Raw genomic sequence first — 18951 nt, 5'->3', positions numbered from 1 at the left:
AGCCCGAATTTTGACGGCGGGCAAGGAGCCGGGTGTGGCGACGGTCATCAATAATGCAATGCTGGAGACGATTCTGGCAGAAATCAGGCCGCTGATTGGGCGTGGCAAAGTGGCGGATTATATTCCGGCGCTGGCAAGCGTAAGCGGCAATAAGCTTGGCGTGGCGATTTGTACGGTGGAGGGTCAACACTATTCTGCCGGCGATGCCCACGAACGTTTTTCTATTCAGTCCATCTCTAAAGTGCTGAGCCTGGTGGTGGCGATGAACCACTATCAGGAGGATGAAATCTGGCAACGGGTGGGGAAAGATCCTTCCGGACAGCCGTTCAATTCGTTATTACAGCTGGAAATCGAGCAGGGCAAACCGCGCAACCCCTTTATTAATGCCGGCGCGTTGGTGGTCTGCGATATGTTGCAAAGCCGGCTGAGCGCGCCGCGGCAGAGAATGCTGGAAATCGTGCGTCGTCTGAGTGGGGTGACGGATATCGCGTATGATCCGCTGGTGGCGCGTTCGGAGTTCGAACATTCGGCACGCAATGCCGCGATCGCATGGCTGATGAAATCGTTCGGCAACTTCCATAATGATGTCGCGACGGTCCTGCAAAACTATTTTCACTACTGCTCGCTGGAAATGAGCTGTGTCGAACTGGCGCGCACGTTTCTGTTTCTCGCCGATCGCGGGGTGGCTCCGCATCTGGATACCCCGGTGATTGCCCCGATCCAGTCGCGGCAGGTGAATGCCTTAATGATGACCAGCGGGATGTATCAGAACGCCGGCGAGTTTGCCTGGCGCGTCGGACTGCCGGCAAAATCTGGCGTAGGCGGTGGTATTGTCGCTATTGTCCCGCAGGAGATGGCTATCGCGGTGTGGAGTCCGGAGCTGGATGCGGCCGGTAACTCGCTGGCGGGAACCGCGGTACTGGAAAAACTCACCCAACGCCTGGGAAGGTCGGTATTCTGATGGTGAACATGGATTATTTATTTGCCCGTCTCCAGCGTTCGACCTTTCGTTCCCGCTTTCATCTTGGCAGTAAAGAGCGGCAGTATTGTGTCGATAAAGGGCCGGAGACCATCGACCAGCACGCGGCGGATTTTATTGCCCGCCGTCTGGCACCGGCGCATATTGCAAATGACGGTAAACAGACGCCGATGCGCGGGCATCCGGTGTTTATCGCCCAGCATGCCACCGCCACCTGCTGTCGTGGCTGTCTGGCGAAGTGGCATGATATTCCCCCCGGTCGCGAACTGACAGACCGCGAGCAGCACTATGTGGTGCAGGTTATCCATCGCTGGCTGGTTATCCAGATGAATTTATCCGGCCCTCAATAATGCGCATTTATCCGTCATGGGTATGCTGGATAAATATTCTCATGTTATGATAATCCGCTAACTAATTATTAACATAATAATTGCCTGAAACAATTAGACGGATAATCACTGAATGTCTTCACTGTCGATTCGGTTATTCACGCTGTTTCGTGAGGAACATCCCGTGCGTGACGCGCTGGTGTTATTCACCATAACGTTGTTGCTCCATTTTTTCGGTGCCATGCTGCGTCTGGTCCAGGAACTGTCCTTTTTCTGGCCGCTGAATGCCGTGATGGTCGGGATCTTCGCCCGCTATGTCTGGCTCAATCGTAGCTATTTTTATGCCACCTGTTTTGTGGCGATGATGGTCTACGACGGCCTGACCTCACGCTGGGGGATGGGCTTTGCCTCGCTGCTGATTAATTTCTCGAATATTGTCTTTATCGTCAGCCTGGCGCAGCTGCTGCTGTGGGATAAGCGACGGACTGATTCCATGCCGGGCCCGATCAATGTGCTGAATTTGTTCTGTTACTGCCTGCTGGCGGCTTTCCTGAGCGCCGCCGTGGGGACGCTTGGCTCGATGGATGTAGAGCGGGAGACATTTATCTCTCTGCTGGCCGATTGGTTTAGCGAACAGTTCTCGACGGCGGTGCTGATCCTGCCGTTTATCCTGACGGTGACGATCCCTTCGACGTTAAGCGGTTTCCGCTGGAGTCAGCTGCTACCGGTCATGGTGCTGGTGCTGTCCATTATTCTTGGCGTCGCCGTAGGGGGCGCCGAAAGTATCACCTTCCCGCTGCCTGCGCTGATCTGGTGTGCGATTCGTTATCCGCTGCCGTTGACCTGTCTGCTGACTTTCCTCACCGGCATCGGTGAGATCCTGCTGGTCGCGAACGCATTAATTCATCTCTCTCCCGATGCGCATCTGCAGCCATGGCAGCTGTTCTCGACCCGCCTTGGCATTGCGGCGATGTTAATCAGCCCGGTGATTGTTGCCTCCAGCGTTGACGCGATTAATAACCTGGTGAAACAGCTGGCGCTGCGGGCTGATTTTGATTTCCAGACACGGGTTTACTCGCGTTCCGGTCTGAGCGAGGCGCTGAAGCGTCAACCGCAATCAGCAACGCAGCAGCTTACCGTGATGTTGCTGGATATCGATGGCTTTAAGCGAGTGAATGATAGCTGGGGTCACGAGTGCGGAGATTGCGTGCTGGCTCAGTTCGCCCAACGGGTGCGGGATCTGGTGGGCGAGCAGGGGCTGGTGGCGCGCATTGGCGGGGAGGAGTTTGCCGTCGCCATGTTGAGCGCAACGCCGCAGGAGGGTCAGCTGCTGGCTGAGAAAATTCGCCAGGGCGTGGCGGCGCAAACCTTTGTCTGGGGGCCGCACAAGATCAAACTGACCCTCAGCATGGGGCTGGAGTGTCGTCCGGTCGGCGGCGGACGGATCACCGAGCTGTTTAATCAACTGCTGATGGCTGCCGATGACTATCTTATTAATGCGAAGCAAGCCGGACGCAATCGGATTTGCACCCCGACGCTGGCGGAGAATCAGTAATAAGAAAACGGAATGACAATTCCGCTTGTGTTAAATATAAGTTAAAAACATAGTGATGTGGTCAATTTCATGGAGTGACCAATGACCACATCCTTTTCTCTTCGTACGCTTTCGCGTGCTGATATTCTCGAAAACCTTTCCCCACTGAGCGATATTTTGGCCGATTGCGTTAACAGCGGCGCCTCCGTCAGCTTTATGCTGCCTTTTTCGTTGCAAACGGCGCGAACGTTCTGGCTGCGCATTGCCGAAAGCGTGGCGGCCGGGGAGCGCCTCGTGCTGGTGGCCGAACAGGCCGGGCAGATTGTCGGCACGGTACAATTAGTCATCGATCAACCGGAAAACCAGCCTCATCGCGCCGACGTGGCAAAACTTTTGGTTCACCAAAATGCGCGACGGCAGGGGCTGGCTAATGCGCTGATGAACTACCTGGAGCAGCTTGCCCGCGAGCAGGGCAAGTCGGTTCTGGTGCTTGATACGGCCACCGGCAGTGGCGCGGAACGCTTCTATGTCCAGTGCGGCTGGGAAAAAGCCGGGGAAATTCCGCGTTATGCCTTAATGCCGGACGGAACGATGACGGCGACCTCACTGTTCTATAAGATCCTGTAATAACAGAGTCAGGTTTGATCAAAACACGGTTTTACTCTTAGAAAAGCTGCTAAGTTATTACACCAATTACTCAGGTTGTATGACCACTCTACGAGGGAACCTATTGTGAAAACATTAAACCGTCGTGATTTTCCCGGCGCGCAGTACCCTGAACGCATTATCCAGTTCGGTGAAGGTAATTTTCTTCGGGCATTTGTCGACTGGCAACTTGATCTGCTGAATGAGCATACCGACCTGAACGCCGGCGTGGTGATCGTTCGTCCCATAGAAAGCGCGTTTCCCCCGTCGTTGAGCACGCAGGATGGACTGTACACCACCATTATCCGCGGTTTGAACGAACGGGGTGAAGCGGTCAGCGATGCGCGTCTGATCCGTTCGGTAAACCGGGAAATCAGCGTTTACGCGGATTACGACGCCTTCCTTCAGCTGGCTCATAACCCGGATATGCGGTTTGTGTTTTCCAATACGACCGAAGCCGGCATCAGCTATCACCCAGGCGATCGATTTGAAGATGCGCCGGCAGTGAGCTACCCGGCAAAACTGACCCGTCTGCTATACGAACGTTACAGCCATTTCGCCGGCGCGGCGGATAAAGGCTGGATCATCATTCCTTGCGAACTGATCGATTATAATGGCGAGGCGCTGCGCGAGCTGGTGCTGCGCTATGCTCATGAATGGGCGCTGCCGGCGGCATTTATTACCTGGCTGCAGGAGGCAAATGCGTTCTGCTCGACGCTGGTGGACCGTATCGTCACCGGCTACCCGCGTGATGAAGCGGGGGCTATCGAAGCGCAGCTGGGTTACAAAGACGGTTTCCTCGCTACCGCCGAACACTTCTATCTGTTTGTTATCCAGGGACCCAAATCGCTGGCCGCTGAACTGCGACTGGATAAATTGCCACTTAATGTCCTGATTGTTGATGATATTAAGCCGTACAAAGAGCGGAAAGTGGCGATTCTTAACGGCGCACATACCGCGTTGGTGCCGGTTGCCTATCAGGCAGGGCTGGATACCGTTGGCGAAGCGATGAACGACCCGGAGATTTGTGCGTTCGTTGAGAAAGCGATTTATGCAGAGATTATTCCGGTGCTCGATCTGCCGCGCGCGGAACTGGAGTCTTTTGCCAGCGCGGTGACAGGGCGTTTTCGCAATCCGTATATCAAACATCAGCTGCTCTCCATTGCGCTGAACGGCATGACCAAATTCCGCACCCGCATTCTGCCGCAGCTGCTGGCAGGGCAGGAGAAATCAGGTAAACTACCTGCGCGTCTGACGTTTGCGCTGGCGGCGTTGATTGCGTTCTATCGCGCGGAGCGCGATGGCGAAACTTATCCGGTGCAGGATGACGCCGAATGGATAACCCGTTTCCAGACGCTGTGGGCGCAGCATCGCGATGCGCAGATCGGCACCCGCGAACTGGTGAAAGCGGTGCTATCGGTGACCTCCCATTGGGAGCAGGACCTGACCCAGGTTAATGGTCTGGTTGAACAGGTGACGCGGGATCTTGACGCGATCCTGCTACGCGGAATGCGTGAAGCGGTGAAGCCGTTGTGCTGATCTAAACATCGTTGATAAAAGGTGACCCGGCCACGGCCGGGTTATTGATTCACTCATTTTAGTTACAACATACAATAACCGTGAATCAAAAAGCAGACCGTGCAGTTCTGTCGCTCCTTCAGGGGCAATCGCTAAACAGCGGAAAGGGCGCTTACAGATAAAGACGAATAAGGGCAAATTGTGCCCCTGCCGCTTGAAGAAATTTTAGGCCAGGAAAATAATGGGTTATCGTAACGGCAAAAGTGTACATCGATCGCCCGCGTAACCGGTGCAGTTCGGGCATCAGGAGAGATAATCAATGGTTGTTGATATTCGTGAGATCTGTGGGCAAGACAAATCGCAATGGCTGCAGCTTTGGCAAGGCTATACCTCTTTTTATGGCAGCCCGCAGCCGGACGATGTCACGGAATATACCTGGCAGCGGTTACTGGACCACAGCTCGCCGGTTCTGGGGCGTGTGGCGGTGGTTGACGATCGCGTGGTGGGATTCGCAATATGCGTTCTCCATGAAGGGACCTGGGTGAAAACCCCGGTTTGCTATCTGGAAGACTTGTTCGTCGATCCGCAGGTCCGCGGCCGCGGCATTGCCCGGCAATTGATGCAGGCGCTACGAGCCGAAGCCAAAGAGCAAGGATGGTCGCGCCTTTACTGGCATACGCAGACCGACAATCCGGCCCGTCGACTGTATGACGAATTCACTCCCGCTGATGATTACGTGCGTTATCGCATCACCTGTTAACACGGGTTAAAAGAAAAGCCGTTGTTCAGCGTCGCCTGGCGGCTGAAAATAACTCAGGAGAATCAAAAATGGAAAAACGTATCGAGACCGCCATTAACCTGATTATGTTTCTTTCGCTGCTGGCCACCGCGTGGGATCTCTCTCTGGTGCACCATCTTTCCTGGTAACGCAGCTGCGGCGCCGGATGAGTTGCCGGTCAATGAGTAAAAACGCGTAATGCCAGAAGCCGGTCATGACAACAACCAAAACGACGCTGACGCCCGGTGACCGCTATATCACCGGGCGTCTCTGTCATCAGATATGAGCTGTGCGCTGCGCGACGATAAACAGGCGCGGGAACAGGAGCAGAACCTTTCCGTTACACTGTAACGGATAGTGTTGCTGCAACAGCGTCAGATAACGATTGAGAAAAGCCTCCCGCTGCCCGGCGTCGAGCGGTTGCAGGTAGGGGCGAAGCCCCGTGGATTGCAGCCAGTCGATAATCGCCTGGTGCGACTCCAGCGGGTGGTAATAGGTCGTTCGCCAGATATCCACCTCACAGCCGCAGGCGGTAAGAATATCGTAATACGCCTGTGCCCCCGGCAGCGGATGACGTCCGCTCTCCGGGAACCCCATTTCTTGCGCCACCTGACGCATCAGCGTATGAGAAGGTTCCTGCCAGTTGTCCGGCATTTGTACCGCCAGCAAGCCGTTATCCGCCAGCCGATTGACCAACTGCGGAAACAGGGTTTCATGATCCGTCAACCACTGGAGCGACGCGTTCGCATAGAGAAGATCCGCGGGCCGTTCGGGTTGATACTGGCGAATATCGGCGGCAACGAACCGGCAGTTTGGCAGCGCCCGGGCGGCGTCATCGAGCATTGCCGGCGAACTGTCGACGCCGATAAGCGTCGCTTCCGGCCAGGCATGATGAAGCAACGCGGTGCTGTTACCGGGACCGCAGCCCAGATCGACGGCAAATGTGACGGGATGCTGTGTGATACGAGCGATCAATTCAGCGGCGGGGCGCGTACGTTCAGCGCCAAACTTCAGATACAGAGAGGGATTCCAGTCGGCCATGGGTGACTCCGGATGAGATAGACGCGTTCACCAGCATAAAGGGCAATGCCGTCGGATCAAACGTCTTTCGAACGGGATGAGGGAATGGCGACTATTTTTGTGACAATGTCACGCACGTGCGGTAGATAGGATAGAGGTCAGAGTGTACTCGTGGATGATGCCGGGGAGCCCGGCATGTGCAAGGTGCAGGCGGTTAATCGCTCTCCTTGAGCGCTTCGGCGCGTTTTGCCGTGGCATAGACGAAATCCAGCATCGGCTCCAGATCGGTGTCATATCCGGCCTGGATAATTTTACCGCGTAGCCATTCGATTTCGCTGGTGATATCCGGGTGGAAGATATTGTTGTCCTGAGCTTTGCGCAGCCATTTCAGCAGGAAATTGTTCTTTCCTCTGATTCCACCCGATTTTTTTGATTTTCCATGAATTTTCAGCGCGACTAAGATGCAGTAATAGAAATGAACGCGCTGATTAAAGCTTTGATGCATTTGCGTATTTCCCGCCAGGCTCAAGAACTCACCGTCGTGGTCAGTGATTCGGATTGGGTTACGTCACGGGCCGGATCTTTTATTACGCGATCTCTGTTATGCCACCCGCCACGTCAGTGCGTCTGTAACCAGACGTGACAAGGATGTTGGCACGGATGCGGAATCACAGTCAATTATTGATTAGTTTTTTACCGGTCCCGGTAACCTGCGGCTACCGGAGACCGTCGCTCATACGTGGCGCAACCCCACGCGTTGTTGCAGGTAGACACGAAAAATCAGCAGGAAGGCCAGCACGACGACCACCGCGGCCAACAGATAAATCGTATCCAGAGCATAATATCCGGCGACCCATCCAGCGACGGGACCGGTCAAACCCAGCGCTAGATCGAGAAAGGCCGAATAGGTTCCCAGCGCCGTTCCCTGGTTTTGTTCTTCAACCTGTCTGACCGCTTCCACGCCCAGCGCCGGGAATACCAAAGAGAAACCAGAGCCGGTCAGCAGTGCGCCGAGGCCGGCTATCCATGCGGAAGGCGCGAGCCAGATAATCACCAGACCGAGACATTCGACCACGAAGCAGACCAGAGAGACGCGAACGCCGCCATAGCGGGTAATCATATTACCCGCCACCAGGCGAACACAGATAAACCCGGCGCTGAACAGCGAAAGGGTAAATGCCGCGCCTTGCCAGCGATGTGCGGAAAAATAGAGCGTGATAAAGGTCGCGATAACCCCGAACCCCACGGTCCCCAGGGCCAGACCCAGACCATAAGGCCAGATTTTGCGCACCACCACGTGGAACGGCGCCCGGATACCGGCGGTGACGCTGACATCCTGGCGCGTACGGGCAAAGAGCAGGCCAATCAGAGCCACCAGAACGACCACCGTGGCAAAACCGCTGATACCAAACTCGCTATTCAGCATCACACCGAGCGGCGCGCCTACCGCCATCGCCACATAGGTGGCCACGCCATTCCACGAGATCACTCGCGAAGTATGTATTGCCCCCACGGTTTTAATTCCCCACAGCGTTGCCCCCGTCGCGGTAAAGCTTTCACCGACGCCGAGAAAAATACGGCCAATCAGCAAAGCGCTAATCGCCAGCAGCGGCACCGATTGCAGCGCCACGGCACCGAGCGTGAACAGCCCGCTCAACAGACAGCAGACGATCCCAAGACTGACGACTTTTTTCGGTCCCCAAATATCCGTATAGCGCCCGGCGTGCGGACGGCTGAACAGCGTAGAGATATATTGCAGGCTGATAACAACACCGGCAATCAGCGTACTGTATCCCAGCTGGTAATGGATATATCCCGGCAAGACGGCGAGCGGCAGGCCGATGGAGAGATAGCAGATACAGGTAAAAACAACGATCGAGATAATGCGCAGATTAAGCTGAGTATTACTGACTGAAGAGGTCATAACATCATGGTATTTCAAACGAAGGTGTGAGCAGCATAGCGCAGACCCGGTCATCCGGACGAGCACAGGATGCGTTTTTCCGCTGTTTTAGCCAAACCCACCAAAATTAGCGTCGGGACAAGACGAATCTGTGCAAGTCTGCGTATTCAATGTATAAATTTTCTACCGGCTCTGTTTCTGTGCTCATCGTCAGGAGGGAAGATGGCAAAAGATTTCACCGATATCGCCGTGCTGTTTGTCGCAGGATTTGGCCCCATCACACAAAACACCGCGCTGAGCCATGCCTTTTATGGCGAGACGTTAGGTTTACCTTTGCAACGGATGGCGGGTAACGATGACTATCTGCTGACCGGGCAGGATGCGCTGGCGGGAGTGAAACATTTTGCCCTCTGGCCGCTGGCCCAGGCGGCGACCTCCTGCTTTGGCAGCGAAGAGTGGCCGGCAGATCTGCCCGTTCCCCAGGCGTGGATTGAATTTGAAGTGCGCGACATTCAGGTCGCTACCGATGTGCTGATTGCCAAAGGATACCGGCTGCTGATTGCCAACCGCGAAGAACCCTGGGGTCAGACCGTCAGCCGACTGCTCAGCCCGGAAGGACTGCTGACGGGCGTCACCATTACACCATGGCTCCGCGAGGAGGCTCCGTGAAAGCGCCACGCTTAACCACCGACAGGCTGCGGCTGGTCCCACTGGTCAAAGACGATGCGCCGCAGATTCAGGCGGTGTTTCCGCAATGGGAAATCGTGCGTCATCTGGCGGCCAGTTTTCCGTGGCCGTTCCCGGATGACGGGGCGTCTCGCTATGTGAACACGATTGCTTTACCGGCTGCCGAAAAGGGTAGCGCCTGGTTCTGGACGATTCGCCGCCAGGCCGCCCCGGAGCAGCTTATCGGCCTGATTACGCTCTCCGACCAGGCGGATAACAATCGCGGGTTCTGGCTGGATCCGGCCTGGCAGCGCCAGGGGCTCATGACCGAGGCCTGCCGCTGCGTGACCGATTTCTGGTTTAACACGCTCCATCGGGAGGTGCTGCGTGCGCCAAAAGCCCGCGACAACGAGGGGTCGCGGAAAATCTCGATGAACAGCGGCATGCGCCTGATTCGCGTAGAGAAACAGCAGTTTACCGCGGGCATGCTGGATGCGGAATTGTGGGAAATCACCCGGGATGAGTGGAACCGCCTGGTGCGCTGAAAAACGGTGCGCCCCGTGACCACATGGTTACAGGCTATGGCGAAACGCCATCACGCTAAGGCCGCCGTTATTTGATTGCCTGGGCGGGTCGTTTTCCATAGAATCAGCTCTTTCGGAGAGAGAACATGTCCGTTACCGATGCACTTCTGGCTTACTCCTTAGCCGCGTTACTTCTGACTTTAACCCCCGGCCTTGATACCGCGCTCATCCTTCGCACCTCAACCGTGGAAGGGGGTAAAAAAGCCTTTCAGGCGGCCCTGGGTATCGATACCGGTTGCTTTATCTGGGGCGCGATCGTCGCTTTTGGCTTAGGCGCGTTGCTTGCCGCATCGGAAGTGGCCTATAACATCCTGAAATGGTGCGGGGCAGCCTATTTATGCTGGCTCGGCTTTCAGCTTCTGCTTCGTCCACGTCAGGCCTTTGATACGCACCAGCCTGCCGCGCCGTCTACCAGCAACTGGTTTTTAAAAGGAATGCTCGGCAACGTATTGAATCCGAAAATGGGGGTGTTTTATGTCTCCTTTTTGCCGCAGTTTATCCCGGCAGGGCACTCGCCGATCATCTGGACCTTCCTGCTGGTCGCCATCCATGTGTTAATCGGTACGCTGTGGTCATTAACCCTGATCCTGGCAACCCGTTACGCCTCCGGACTGCTCAAAAAGCCGCGCTTTATCCAATGGATGGATCGCGCCACCGGCGGGGTATTTATGCTCTTTGCCGCCAGACTGGCACTCAGTCACCGCTAACCGTTACGGGGGCTGCAAGCCCCCGAATTTATCCGTCGCATTAACCCCACACTTCGCTGTTCAGCGAAGCATCTTCATCGGGCTACTCTACACTGGCTGCAGACGTCGGCCCGCGCTCCACATATCCTGCTGGCCGGCATATTCATTACCACGACAACAAGAGAAACATCATTCTCTTTTTGAGATGTTAAGCGGCGAGGTAGCGTGTGAACACGACGAAACAGCGGCAGGAACGTCAGGCTTTGTGGCTGGCGCTGGCCGGTTCAGTGGTACTGATTATCGGCATGGGATACGGGCGTTTTGCCTATACCGGGATTCTCCCGGTCATGCTGCATGAGCAGATTCTATCGCTGCGGCAGGGGAATCTGGCCGCCTCGGTTAACTACGCGGGTTATCTGATCGGGGCGCTACTGCTGGCGAAAGCCCGACCGGCTGACAGCACCCGTCTGACTCTCGCCTCGGTGGCAGGCACGTTGGCGTGTCTGGCGCTACTGGCGTGGGTGAGCTCACCCTGGGGGATAATACTTATCCGGGGGCTGGCGGGGGTGCTGAGTGCGGTGACGATGATCGCCGCCTCGCTATGGCTTCTTCAGCATATGAGACACCATCACGGTGCGCCGGTACTCTTTTCCGGCGTTGGAATGGGGATATTTTTATCCGCCGAATGTATCTCTCTGGCGAAACGTGGGGCGCTCTCCAGCCCACAAATCTGGCTTATCTGCGCCGCTAGCGCGACGATCCTCTTTTTACTGGTCGTGCGCCTGCTGCTGACGCCGGCCCATGAGGTGCAGAGCTGGCCGCCGCAGTCGCAGGCTTTAATCGAGACGGATGGACCAACCGCCGATGCCTGGCGATTACTGGCGATATATGGTTTTTCTGGCTTTGGTTACATCATTACCGCAACCTACCTGCCGCTGTTTTTATCCGCTTCGCTGACGCAGATCGATCCGGTGCAAATCTGGGCGCTGTTTGGTCTTGCGGCGGTACCTTCATGCTTTATCTGGCACAAACTGGTGGTGAAGCTGGGCTTCCGGCGGGCGCTGACCGTCAATCTGCTGATCCAGGCGGCGGGCGTTGTACTGCCGGCCCTCAGCCAGGCGCTGCTCTCTTGCCTGCTCAGCGCGCTGCTGGTCGGTTTTACCTTTATGGGCACCGTTACCATTGCGCTCCCGGAAGCCAGAAGGCTGAATCAACGGGTAAAATTCAACATGATCGCGGCGATGACGGCCACTTATGGCATCGGACAGATTATCGGGCCATTTGTCGCCGGGACGCTGCATAACCTGACGGGATCGTTTAATCCCTCACTGATTGTGGCGGCAGCGTCTCTGTGTCTGGCGGCAGGGCTGGTTTCGGTCAGGCCTGCACGCGCGCGCCATTAAAAGGGGGCGGCTGACGTCAGCAGCTGCCGCATTTCACTGAGCGCAGGGGACATATATCCCCGGCGCCAGATGAGCTGGGTCTGTACCTGCTTAAACGGCTGAATCTGGCAGTTGTCTGGCAGAATCAGGATATCGATTACGCTTTGCGGCAGGATACCGCTATAACCACCGGACGCAATGCAGGCGATCATGGCGTGGTACGAACCCACATCCTGAATTTCGACGCGCGCGTCGCTGGCGAAAAACGCTTCCCCGAGCGCCCGATAGCTGCAGCCCCTGGGGAACGCTGCAAGCCTGCTATCTGCCGGACCCGTTGTGCTCACCAGCATCAGCTGCTCAACAAAAACGGGAATCGCATCGATATCCGGCGGGCAGACAAGCTCACCTTCGGCGATTACCGGCAGACTCACCAGCGCGCAGTCGAGGGCGGCACGCTGTACCCGATCGGTCAACTGCTGCGTAGGCTGGGTATGCAACGTCAGTTCGACCTGCGGACAGATCGCGCGAAACTGTGGAAGAAGGTGAATAAGCCGGCTCGCGGCTGTCGCTTCCATCGCCCCCAGGCGCAGGCGCCCGGCGGGCTTTGTCGGGTGCAATGCCTGTTTCGCCTCTTCGGCAAGGCTCAGTATTCTTAGCGCGTAATCGAGGAACTGCTTTCCGGCAGTGGAGAGCACCATTTTTTTATTGCCGCGTTTGAACAGCTCGACATCAAGCTCTTCTTCCAGTTGCTGGATGCGCGTGGTGATGTTGGATTGCGCGCGGCCCAGCTTTTTGGCTGCCCGGGTAATGCTTTGCTCTTCCGCGACAATTTTAAAGATCAGTAACGTGGCGTGGTTCATATTTTTCTTCTAAATATGGGAATGATATTGATCTTATCATCTCAAAAAGAGATGTTAAGTATTCAATATCACACATTCAAAAGGGTGACCATGCGCAACCGCTTTACGCAGAGACTGGATATTGCTTATCCCATCATACAAGCGCCGATGGCCGGGGTTTCAACGCCAGAGCTGGCCGCGGCGGTGAGTAACAGCGGCGGGCTCGGCTCGCTGGGGCTGGGGGCATCGACCGTGTCCCAGGCCGAAGCGCTGATTACACATACTCGTCATCTGACCACGCAACCCGTCAATGTCAATCTGTTTTGCCATGCGCCGGCGCGCCGGGACCCGCACACGGAAGCAAGGTGGACCGCGCTGTTGCGCCCGTTATTTGCTCGTTTCGGCGGGGAACCGCCCGAGACGCTGACTGAAATCTATCAAAGTTTCCTTGTGAATCAGCCCATGGCCGAGCTGCTACTTGACCTGGTGCCTGAGGTGGTCAGTTTCCACTTTGGCGTGGCGGATAAGACATTGATTCGCCGCCTGAAGGAAAAAGGTGTGGTGATAATGGCCAGCGCCACCAGCGTAGACGAGGCGCAGCGGGCAGTCGCCGAGGGAGTCGATATGGTGATTGCGCAGGGATATGAGGCCGGAGGCCATCGCGGGATCTTCGATCCCCACGGCGACGATCGGCAAATGAGTACCTTGACGCTGGTTCAGGCGCTTAAGCGAACGGTGTCAATACCGGTAATTGCCGCGGGGGGGATCATGGACGGCGCCGGGATCCGCAGCATGATGCATCTGGGCGCAGAAGGGGTTCAACTGGGGACCGCGTTCCTGCTCTGCCCGGAATCGGCTACCGACGTCGGATATCGTCAGGCGCTGAGCGGTGAACCGGCGCCAAAAACCGTGATGACGACGGCGATTTCCGGCCGCCCGGCGCGCAGTATCGATAATGCATTTTGTGAAACCGGCCGGCGCAATCCCGGGGTTATGCCCCCGGATTACCCGCTAGCCTACGACGCGGGGAAAGCGCTGGCGGCAGTGGCGAAAGCGCAGGGCGAATGGGGGTTTGGCGCACATTGGGCAGGACAGGGGGTCGGGATGATCCGGGCGTTGCCGGCAGTGGACCTGATGCAAGCGCTGATCCGCGAAGGCGGATTTTCCCCTCAGCCGTAGCGGTGGTGATGGCGACCTGCCGCTACGGCTGAGGTCAGACTTTGCGGACGTTTAACGACGGTGGGCCAGTCGGCGGACCAGGCGGTCGCCCGCCATCTGCACGCCCTGCACCAGGGCCACCAGAATCAGCACCGTGCCGACCATCACTTCATTATTAAATCGCTGATAGCCATAGCGAATCGCCAAATCGCCCAGCCCGCCGCCGCCAATGACGCCGGCCATGGACGAGAAGCCAATCAACATCACGATAGTCAGCGTGACGCCAGCCAGCAGGGTTGGCAACGCTTCCGGCAGTAGCGATTTAAAAATCACATGCCAGATCGTGCCGCCCATCGACAAAATGGCTTCGATACGTCCGTAATCCACTTCATCAAGCGCGTTTTCCGTCAGCCGGGCGAAAAAAGGGAAGGCGCCAATCGTGACCGGCACCACCGCCGCCGTGCTCCCGAGCGTAGTCCCGATGATCAGCCGGGTAAACGGGATCAGGGCAATCAGCAGTACGATAAACGGCAGCGAGCGACCAAAGTTAATCACCGCCCCCAGCAGCGCGTTGAGTTTCGGCATCGGCAGCAATCCGTTTTTGCGCGAAATAAACAGCACCACGCCGACAGGAAGGCCGAGCAGAACGGTAAATAACGCCGCCAGCCCCACCATATACACCGTGTCCAGCGTACCGTCCAACAGCAGCGGCCAGAGGTCATCCCAGCTCATGCGACTGTGCATAATGGCCTCCGATGATAACCATGACGAGCAAGAAAATCGCGTTCCGACTGCGGATCGTGCAGCAATGACTGACGTAGCTTCGACCACGGCGCCACCAGCAGTTCGGCAATACTGCCGCTTTCGACGATCTCGCCATTTTCCAGCAGCGCGGCGTGGTCGCACAGGGTTTTGACCACCTCCAGTTCATGGGTGATCAGCACAATCGTCAGATTCAGACGCTGATTAATATCCGCCAGCAGCGCCAGCACCGAGGCGGTGGTCTCGGGATCCAGGGCGCTGGTCGCCTCGTCGCACAGCAGGACGTCCGGCCTTGACGCCAGCGCTCTTGCAATACCCACGCGCTGCTTTTGCCCACCCGAAAGCTGGGAAGGGAACGCGTGGGCTTTATCGCTAAGCCCGACCAGCTCAAGCAACTCCGCCACGCGCGCCTGACGCGCCGTTTTGCTCACGCCGGCAATTTCCAGCGGCACCGCGATATTGTCGGCGACGTTGCGCGCGTGCAGTAGGTTAAAATGTTGAAAGATCATCCCGGTACGCAGGCGATAGGCGCGCAGCGCGGCTTTATCCATCTGCGTAATATCCTGTCCGTTCACAATAATGCGGCCCGACGTGGGCCGCTCCAGCAGATTCAGACAGCGGATCAGCGTACTTTTCCCTGCGCCGCTGCGTCCGAGGATGCCGTAAATCGCGCCCTTCGGGACCTGCAGCGACACATTGTTCAGCGCCGGTCGGCCTGTTCCGGCGTAGGTTTTACTCAGCCCGATCGCTTCAATCATGATTTCGGCGCAACCGGGATAACCGAGCCGTTATAGCGTTGTCGGATAAATTCTGCTACCTGCGGTGAAGTCAGGTCTTTCGCCAGCTGTTTGATGCGCGGGTCGCTTGCCAGGGAAGGATTGGTGACCAGAATGTTGGCGTAAGGGTTATGGCTGGCGCTCTCGAGGCCAAGCGCGTCTTTTGCCGGCGTCAGCCCGGCTTCCAGCGCATAGTTACCGTTGATCACGGCCAGATCAACATCGTCAAGGGAGCGCGGGATCTGCGGCGATTCAATTTCGAGAATCTTCAGATGCTTCGGGTTTTCCACAATATCTTTTGGCGTCGCCAGCGTCGTGGCCGGGTCGGTGAAGGTGGAGGCCAGTTTGATCAGCCCCTGGCTTTGCAACAGGAACAGGGCCCGACTCAGGTTGGTGGTGTTATTGGGCACGGCGACGGTGGCATTTTCCGGCAGTGAAGCAAAGTCTTTGTGCTTGCGCGAATAGATACCCAGAGGCTCAATATGGACCGTGGCGGCGACGGCGAAGGTCTTGCCCAGCGCCTTTTCCTGATCCTTCAAATAGGGAACGTGCTGGAAATAGTTTGCGTCCACGTCGCCGTTGGCCAGCAGCTCATTGGCGTTCACGCCGCTGGTCAGTTCGACCACCTTCAGATCCAGGCTCGGGTCGATTTTCTTGATGTAGTTAAGGATCTCCGCATGCGGAACCGGGTCCGCCGCTACGCGTAATGCGGCGGCCTGTGCTGATGTCCAGGCTAAGGAGAGAGACAGAGCAACCCCTGCCAGTTTAAATGCGGCAATTTTCATGGTGTTTTCCTTTATTTTTATCTTTAAACGATCGGTTGCTCGGTACGTTCGCGAAACAGATCCTGGTAGTAGCGTTCAGCCACATCCGGGTGTGAGCGCAGGCGGCCCTTCAGGTAATTCCAGCCCACTTCGCGCAGCAGCGGGTTTTGTGGATCGCTGTCGGGCCCGAGCGCTTCCTGCGCCAGTTCCGGTGGAAGGGTGTAGACCGGGACGGTGGCATCCAGCTGCGCACCGAGGAAAAAGGCGATAGAGAGACGTTCCTGGTGTGCCGGCGGAGAGACTACCCGATGCACGGTGGCGCGCAGATAGCCATTGGTGGCCAGCTCCAGCAGTTCACCAATATTGACCACAAAACTGCCGGCCAGCGGGGTCGCATCGATCCAGTGCCCGGGGGCTACTTCTACCTGCAGGCCCTTTTGCTCATCCTGAAGCAGGAAGCTGAGGAACCCGGAGTCCTTGTGCGCGCCGACGCCCTGGTGGCTTTGCGTCTCATGCTGACCGGGATAGCGGATCAGTTTGATATGCTCGTTGGGTTTATTGCCATATAAGGTTTCAAAGGCGTCATCAGGTAGCGCCAGCGCTTCAGCAAAGGCGCGCAGCAGGGTTGTGCCGACCTGGGTCATGGCGCGCTGCCAGCTGAGCAGCGTGGGTTTCAGCGTCGGTAGGGCTTCCGGCCATAGGTTGGGCCCCTGTAGGCGCTGCCAGCGCGGCGCATTGTCATCCAGACGCAGCGCTGGACGCTCGGCGCCAATATCAAATTGTTCTCGCCAGTCTGGCTCTCCGCGGGTCAGCTCCGATGCGGCGCGGTTATAGCCGCGAAAGTGTGGGGAATGAATCATCGCGACCGGCTGCTTTTGCTCATCAGGCAGGGCAAAAAAGCGGCGGGATTGATGCTGGACAGCTTTTTGCAAGCCATCGTCGACGCCATGATTGATCAGATAAAAGAAGCCGATCTCGCGGGCCGCATGGCGAAGGTCGGCCAGAAAAGCCGTTTTTTCAGTAGGATCGGCGTAGCGGGCAAGATCGAGAATCGGCAAAGTCGTTGCGTTCATTGTGTTCTCCGAAGACAGCGTTCAGGGAGTTGCGTTTATTCAGGTTCAGGGTTCGGGGACAACAACAGCGCATGGTGATTTCCTCATTCTGTGGGGTGAACACAGCTTGCCTCAACGGCAAATAATCAACCAATAACCTTCTTTTCTAATTTATGACCGGGCGGGGTTCTGTGCTTTTGCGAATAATGGATAAAGGTGACGCGAACCTTCTTTCAACCTTGCGCAGGGGCGATGTAGCCAGTATGGTGTGCGACATTTCCCAGGTATTCAGGATTCAACATCGCAATGCAGCCTTCCAAAGATCCTCTTCATGGCGTCACCCTCGAGGCTTTACTCAACGCCCTGGTGGCAAAGTATGGCTGGGCCGAGTTGGCAAAACGGATCAAGATCAACTGTTTTAAGAGCGACCCGAGCATCAAATCGAGCCTCAAATTTTTACGGCGAACGCCGTGGGCGCGCAAAGCAGTTGAAGACCTCTATATCGACTCCCTCGACGATTCAAGCTCCGCCAGTACGCCGCTACCGGCGGAGAGCCCGTGGGCGAACTGGCAGAAAAAAGAGTAGGGCGTAGCCCGGGTGTGATGGTCCGTCGCGTTACAGCACCGTCTCGCCACGGAGCGACCCCGGCGCCTTGCCGGTGATGCGCTTAAAGGCCCGGCTGAAGGCGGCTAGCGAACTGTATCCGAGGCGGAAGGCGACCTTTTCCAGCGTCTGACCTTCATCCGAAATATACTGCACGGCCAGACGCATCCGCAGCTCCGTAAGATAACGCGCGGGTGTGGTACCGGTGGCGGTGAGGAAACGCTCCGCAAAAACGGAACGTGAGGTCCCGGTCTCGCGGGCCAGATCTTCGACTTTCCAGTTAATGCCGGGCTGCTGATGCATAACGTAAATGGCTTTGGCCAGCTTAGGGTCGCGCAGCACCTGTACCCAGCCGGTGGCGTTGCCGCAACCGCACTCCACCCAGCCGCGAACGATCAGCGCGGCGACCACATCGGCCAACCGCGCCAGAATACCGGCATAGCCCGCCTGTCGGGTGAGGCTTTCGCGTTCCATGGCCGCCAGCATCGGCTGGATTTCCGGGCGGCTGGTCAGCAGGCTGCTGACCAGCATCACTTCCGGCATCGCTTTGACCAGAGGCTGCATGCCGCCCAGCTCAAAGTCCATACACGCGCTGAAGATAATGGCGCTGTCGCTTTTCGCGTCGTCGCACGCGTTTTTGACGCAGCTCACCGAGCCACAAACCGGTTCGCTGGGAAGTCTGGAGACGTTGACTACCGATGCCTGGTCATCAGAGAGCAGCACGTGCCCATCGCCGTTGGGAATAAACAGCGCATCGCCGCTTTGCAACATTAAGCGCTGACCGCTGACCATGCGCAGGAGTACCGGTCCCCGGCTGACAAAGTGAAACTGCGCTTTACCGGGCACGAAGCCGAACTCGACGCCGAAAGGACGGGAGGTTTCGATGCGCCGGTAGTTGACGCCGGAAAGGCGCATGCCGCGCAGGAGTTCGCTGGTGAGATCGAGGGCTTGCTGAGTCATAACATCATTCCCG

General features: G+C 56.9%; 21 protein-coding genes. 12 read left to right on the top strand and 9 right to left on the bottom strand.

Features of this window, described 5'->3' with window-relative positions:
- Window positions 1-34: 34 nt before the first annotated feature.
- From glsB to MC50_RS21710, 6 genes are all read left to right on the top strand, one after another.
- Entirely contained in the window at window positions 35-961 is a 927-nt protein-coding gene (glsB, locus tag MC50_RS21735; RefSeq protein WP_032687638.1) for a glutaminase B, read from the top strand.
- Complete coding sequence (locus tag MC50_RS21730) at window positions 961-1329, top strand: DUF4186 domain-containing protein (RefSeq protein WP_047664918.1); 369 nt, start codon at window positions 961-963, stop codon at window positions 1327-1329. Before glsB ends, MC50_RS21730 begins: the two co-directional genes overlap by 1 nt.
- Before the next feature lie 112 nt (window positions 1330-1441).
- A complete protein-coding gene (locus MC50_RS21725) occupies window positions 1442-2863 on the top strand; it encodes a GGDEF domain-containing protein (protein WP_032696158.1) in 1422 nt (473 codons plus the stop codon).
- A gap of 81 nt (window positions 2864-2944) precedes the next feature.
- Window positions 2945-3469: a GNAT family N-acetyltransferase gene (locus MC50_RS21720; RefSeq protein ID WP_032687641.1), complete on the top strand. Its 525-nt coding sequence runs from the start codon at window positions 2945-2947 to the stop codon at window positions 3467-3469.
- Between the two features lie 105 nt (window positions 3470-3574).
- Window positions 3575-5026: a tagaturonate reductase gene (locus MC50_RS21715; protein ID WP_032696159.1), complete on the top strand. Its 1452-nt coding sequence runs from the start codon at window positions 3575-3577 to the stop codon at window positions 5024-5026.
- A gap of 298 nt (window positions 5027-5324) precedes the next feature.
- Window positions 5325-5765, top strand: coding sequence for a GNAT family N-acetyltransferase (locus MC50_RS21710; RefSeq protein WP_032696160.1), 441 nt, complete (start codon window positions 5325-5327; stop codon window positions 5763-5765).
- A 294-nt stretch (window positions 5766-6059) separates the two neighbouring features.
- Here MC50_RS21710 and tam read toward each other — a convergent pair whose 3' ends face one another.
- The 3 genes from tam to MC50_RS21690 all read right to left on the bottom strand — a co-directional run bounded on the left by tam (window position 6060) and on the right by MC50_RS21690 (window position 8727).
- Window positions 6060-6824: a trans-aconitate 2-methyltransferase gene (gene tam, locus MC50_RS21700; RefSeq protein ID WP_047664917.1), complete on the bottom strand. Its 765-nt coding sequence runs from the start codon at window positions 6822-6824 to the stop codon at window positions 6060-6062.
- Window positions 6825-7017: 193 nt separating this feature from the next.
- The gene (locus MC50_RS21695; RefSeq protein WP_004862141.1) at window positions 7018-7308 is read right to left on the bottom strand and encodes a hypothetical protein; all 291 of its coding nucleotides are present in this window, start codon (window positions 7306-7308) and stop codon (window positions 7018-7020) included.
- Between the two features lie 228 nt (window positions 7309-7536).
- A complete protein-coding gene (locus MC50_RS21690; RefSeq protein WP_032696161.1) occupies window positions 7537-8727 on the bottom strand; it encodes an MFS transporter in 1191 nt (396 codons plus the stop codon).
- A 201-nt stretch (window positions 8728-8928) separates the two neighbouring features.
- On the opposite strand from MC50_RS21690, the gene MC50_RS21685 reads away from it, so the two are divergent.
- The 4 genes from MC50_RS21685 (at window position 8929) to MC50_RS21670 (ending at window position 12045) form a co-directional block, all read left to right on the top strand.
- Window positions 8929-9375: a VOC family protein gene (locus MC50_RS21685; RefSeq protein WP_032699813.1), complete on the top strand. Its 447-nt coding sequence runs from the start codon at window positions 8929-8931 to the stop codon at window positions 9373-9375.
- Window positions 9372-9917 carry a GNAT family N-acetyltransferase gene (locus MC50_RS21680; protein WP_047664916.1) on the top strand — a complete coding sequence of 182 codons (546 nt, stop codon included), beginning with the start codon at window positions 9372-9374 and terminating at the stop codon, window positions 9915-9917. The genes MC50_RS21685 and MC50_RS21680 overlap by 4 nt, the downstream gene beginning before the upstream one ends.
- Before the next feature lie 125 nt (window positions 9918-10042).
- On the top strand, window positions 10043-10663 hold the full coding sequence (locus tag MC50_RS21675) for a LysE family translocator (RefSeq protein WP_032687653.1): 621 nt from the start codon (window positions 10043-10045) through the stop codon (window positions 10661-10663).
- A gap of 206 nt (window positions 10664-10869) precedes the next feature.
- Window positions 10870-12045, top strand: a complete 1176-nt coding sequence (locus tag MC50_RS21670) for a YbfB/YjiJ family MFS transporter (protein ID WP_047664915.1) — start codon at window positions 10870-10872, stop codon at window positions 12043-12045.
- Here MC50_RS21670 and MC50_RS21665 read toward each other — a convergent pair.
- Window positions 12042-12884 (bottom strand): LysR family transcriptional regulator, encoded by an 843-nt coding sequence (locus MC50_RS21665; RefSeq protein WP_047664914.1) that lies wholly within the window; start codon window positions 12882-12884, stop codon window positions 12042-12044. The genes MC50_RS21670 and MC50_RS21665 overlap by 4 nt on opposite strands.
- 90 nt (window positions 12885-12974) lie before the next feature.
- Here MC50_RS21665 and MC50_RS21660 point away from each other — a divergent pair, with 90 nt between their 5' ends.
- A complete protein-coding gene (locus MC50_RS21660; protein WP_102990885.1) occupies window positions 12975-14042 on the top strand; it encodes an NAD(P)H-dependent flavin oxidoreductase in 1068 nt (355 codons plus the stop codon).
- A 51-nt stretch (window positions 14043-14093) separates the two neighbouring features.
- Here MC50_RS21660 and MC50_RS21655 read toward each other — a convergent pair whose 3' ends face one another.
- The 4 genes from MC50_RS21655 to MC50_RS21640 are packed head-to-tail and all read right to left on the bottom strand — an operon-like array spanning window position 14094 to window position 17396.
- Window positions 14094-14753: a methionine ABC transporter permease gene (locus MC50_RS21655; RefSeq protein ID WP_162180096.1), complete on the bottom strand. Its 660-nt coding sequence runs from the start codon at window positions 14751-14753 to the stop codon at window positions 14094-14096.
- Window positions 14750-15541 (bottom strand): methionine ABC transporter ATP-binding protein, encoded by a 792-nt coding sequence (locus MC50_RS21650; RefSeq protein ID WP_073554066.1) that lies wholly within the window; start codon window positions 15539-15541, stop codon window positions 14750-14752. The genes MC50_RS21655 and MC50_RS21650 overlap by 4 nt, the downstream gene beginning before the upstream one ends.
- Window positions 15538-16344 carry a MetQ/NlpA family ABC transporter substrate-binding protein gene (locus MC50_RS21645; RefSeq protein WP_032687661.1) on the bottom strand — a complete coding sequence of 269 codons (807 nt, stop codon included), beginning with the start codon at window positions 16342-16344 and terminating at the stop codon, window positions 15538-15540. The genes MC50_RS21650 and MC50_RS21645 overlap by 4 nt, the downstream gene beginning before the upstream one ends.
- 23 nt (window positions 16345-16367) lie before the next feature.
- The gene (locus MC50_RS21640; RefSeq protein ID WP_032696168.1) at window positions 16368-17396 is read right to left on the bottom strand and encodes an isopenicillin N synthase family dioxygenase; all 1029 of its coding nucleotides are present in this window, start codon (window positions 17394-17396) and stop codon (window positions 16368-16370) included.
- Window positions 17397-17681: 285 nt separating this feature from the next.
- Between MC50_RS21640 and MC50_RS21635 the strand changes: the two genes are divergently transcribed.
- Window positions 17682-17960 carry a VF530 family protein gene (locus MC50_RS21635; protein WP_046852490.1) on the top strand — a complete coding sequence of 93 codons (279 nt, stop codon included), beginning with the start codon at window positions 17682-17684 and terminating at the stop codon, window positions 17958-17960.
- 30 nt (window positions 17961-17990) lie between these two features.
- Here the strand turns inward: MC50_RS21635 and MC50_RS21630 are convergent, their stop codons facing one another.
- Window positions 17991-18938 (bottom strand): AraC family transcriptional regulator, encoded by a 948-nt coding sequence (locus MC50_RS21630; RefSeq protein ID WP_032696170.1) that lies wholly within the window; start codon window positions 18936-18938, stop codon window positions 17991-17993.
- Between the last annotated feature and the right edge of the window lie 13 nt (window positions 18939-18951).

Origin of the sequence: Klebsiella planticola (genome assembly GCF_000783935.2) — a bacterium.
GTDB classification, from domain to species: Bacteria; Pseudomonadota; Gammaproteobacteria; order Enterobacterales; family Enterobacteriaceae; genus Klebsiella; species Klebsiella planticola.
Note: the sequence above shows the minus strand (reverse complement) of the source record. Positions and strands in the feature narration are given on the sequence as shown.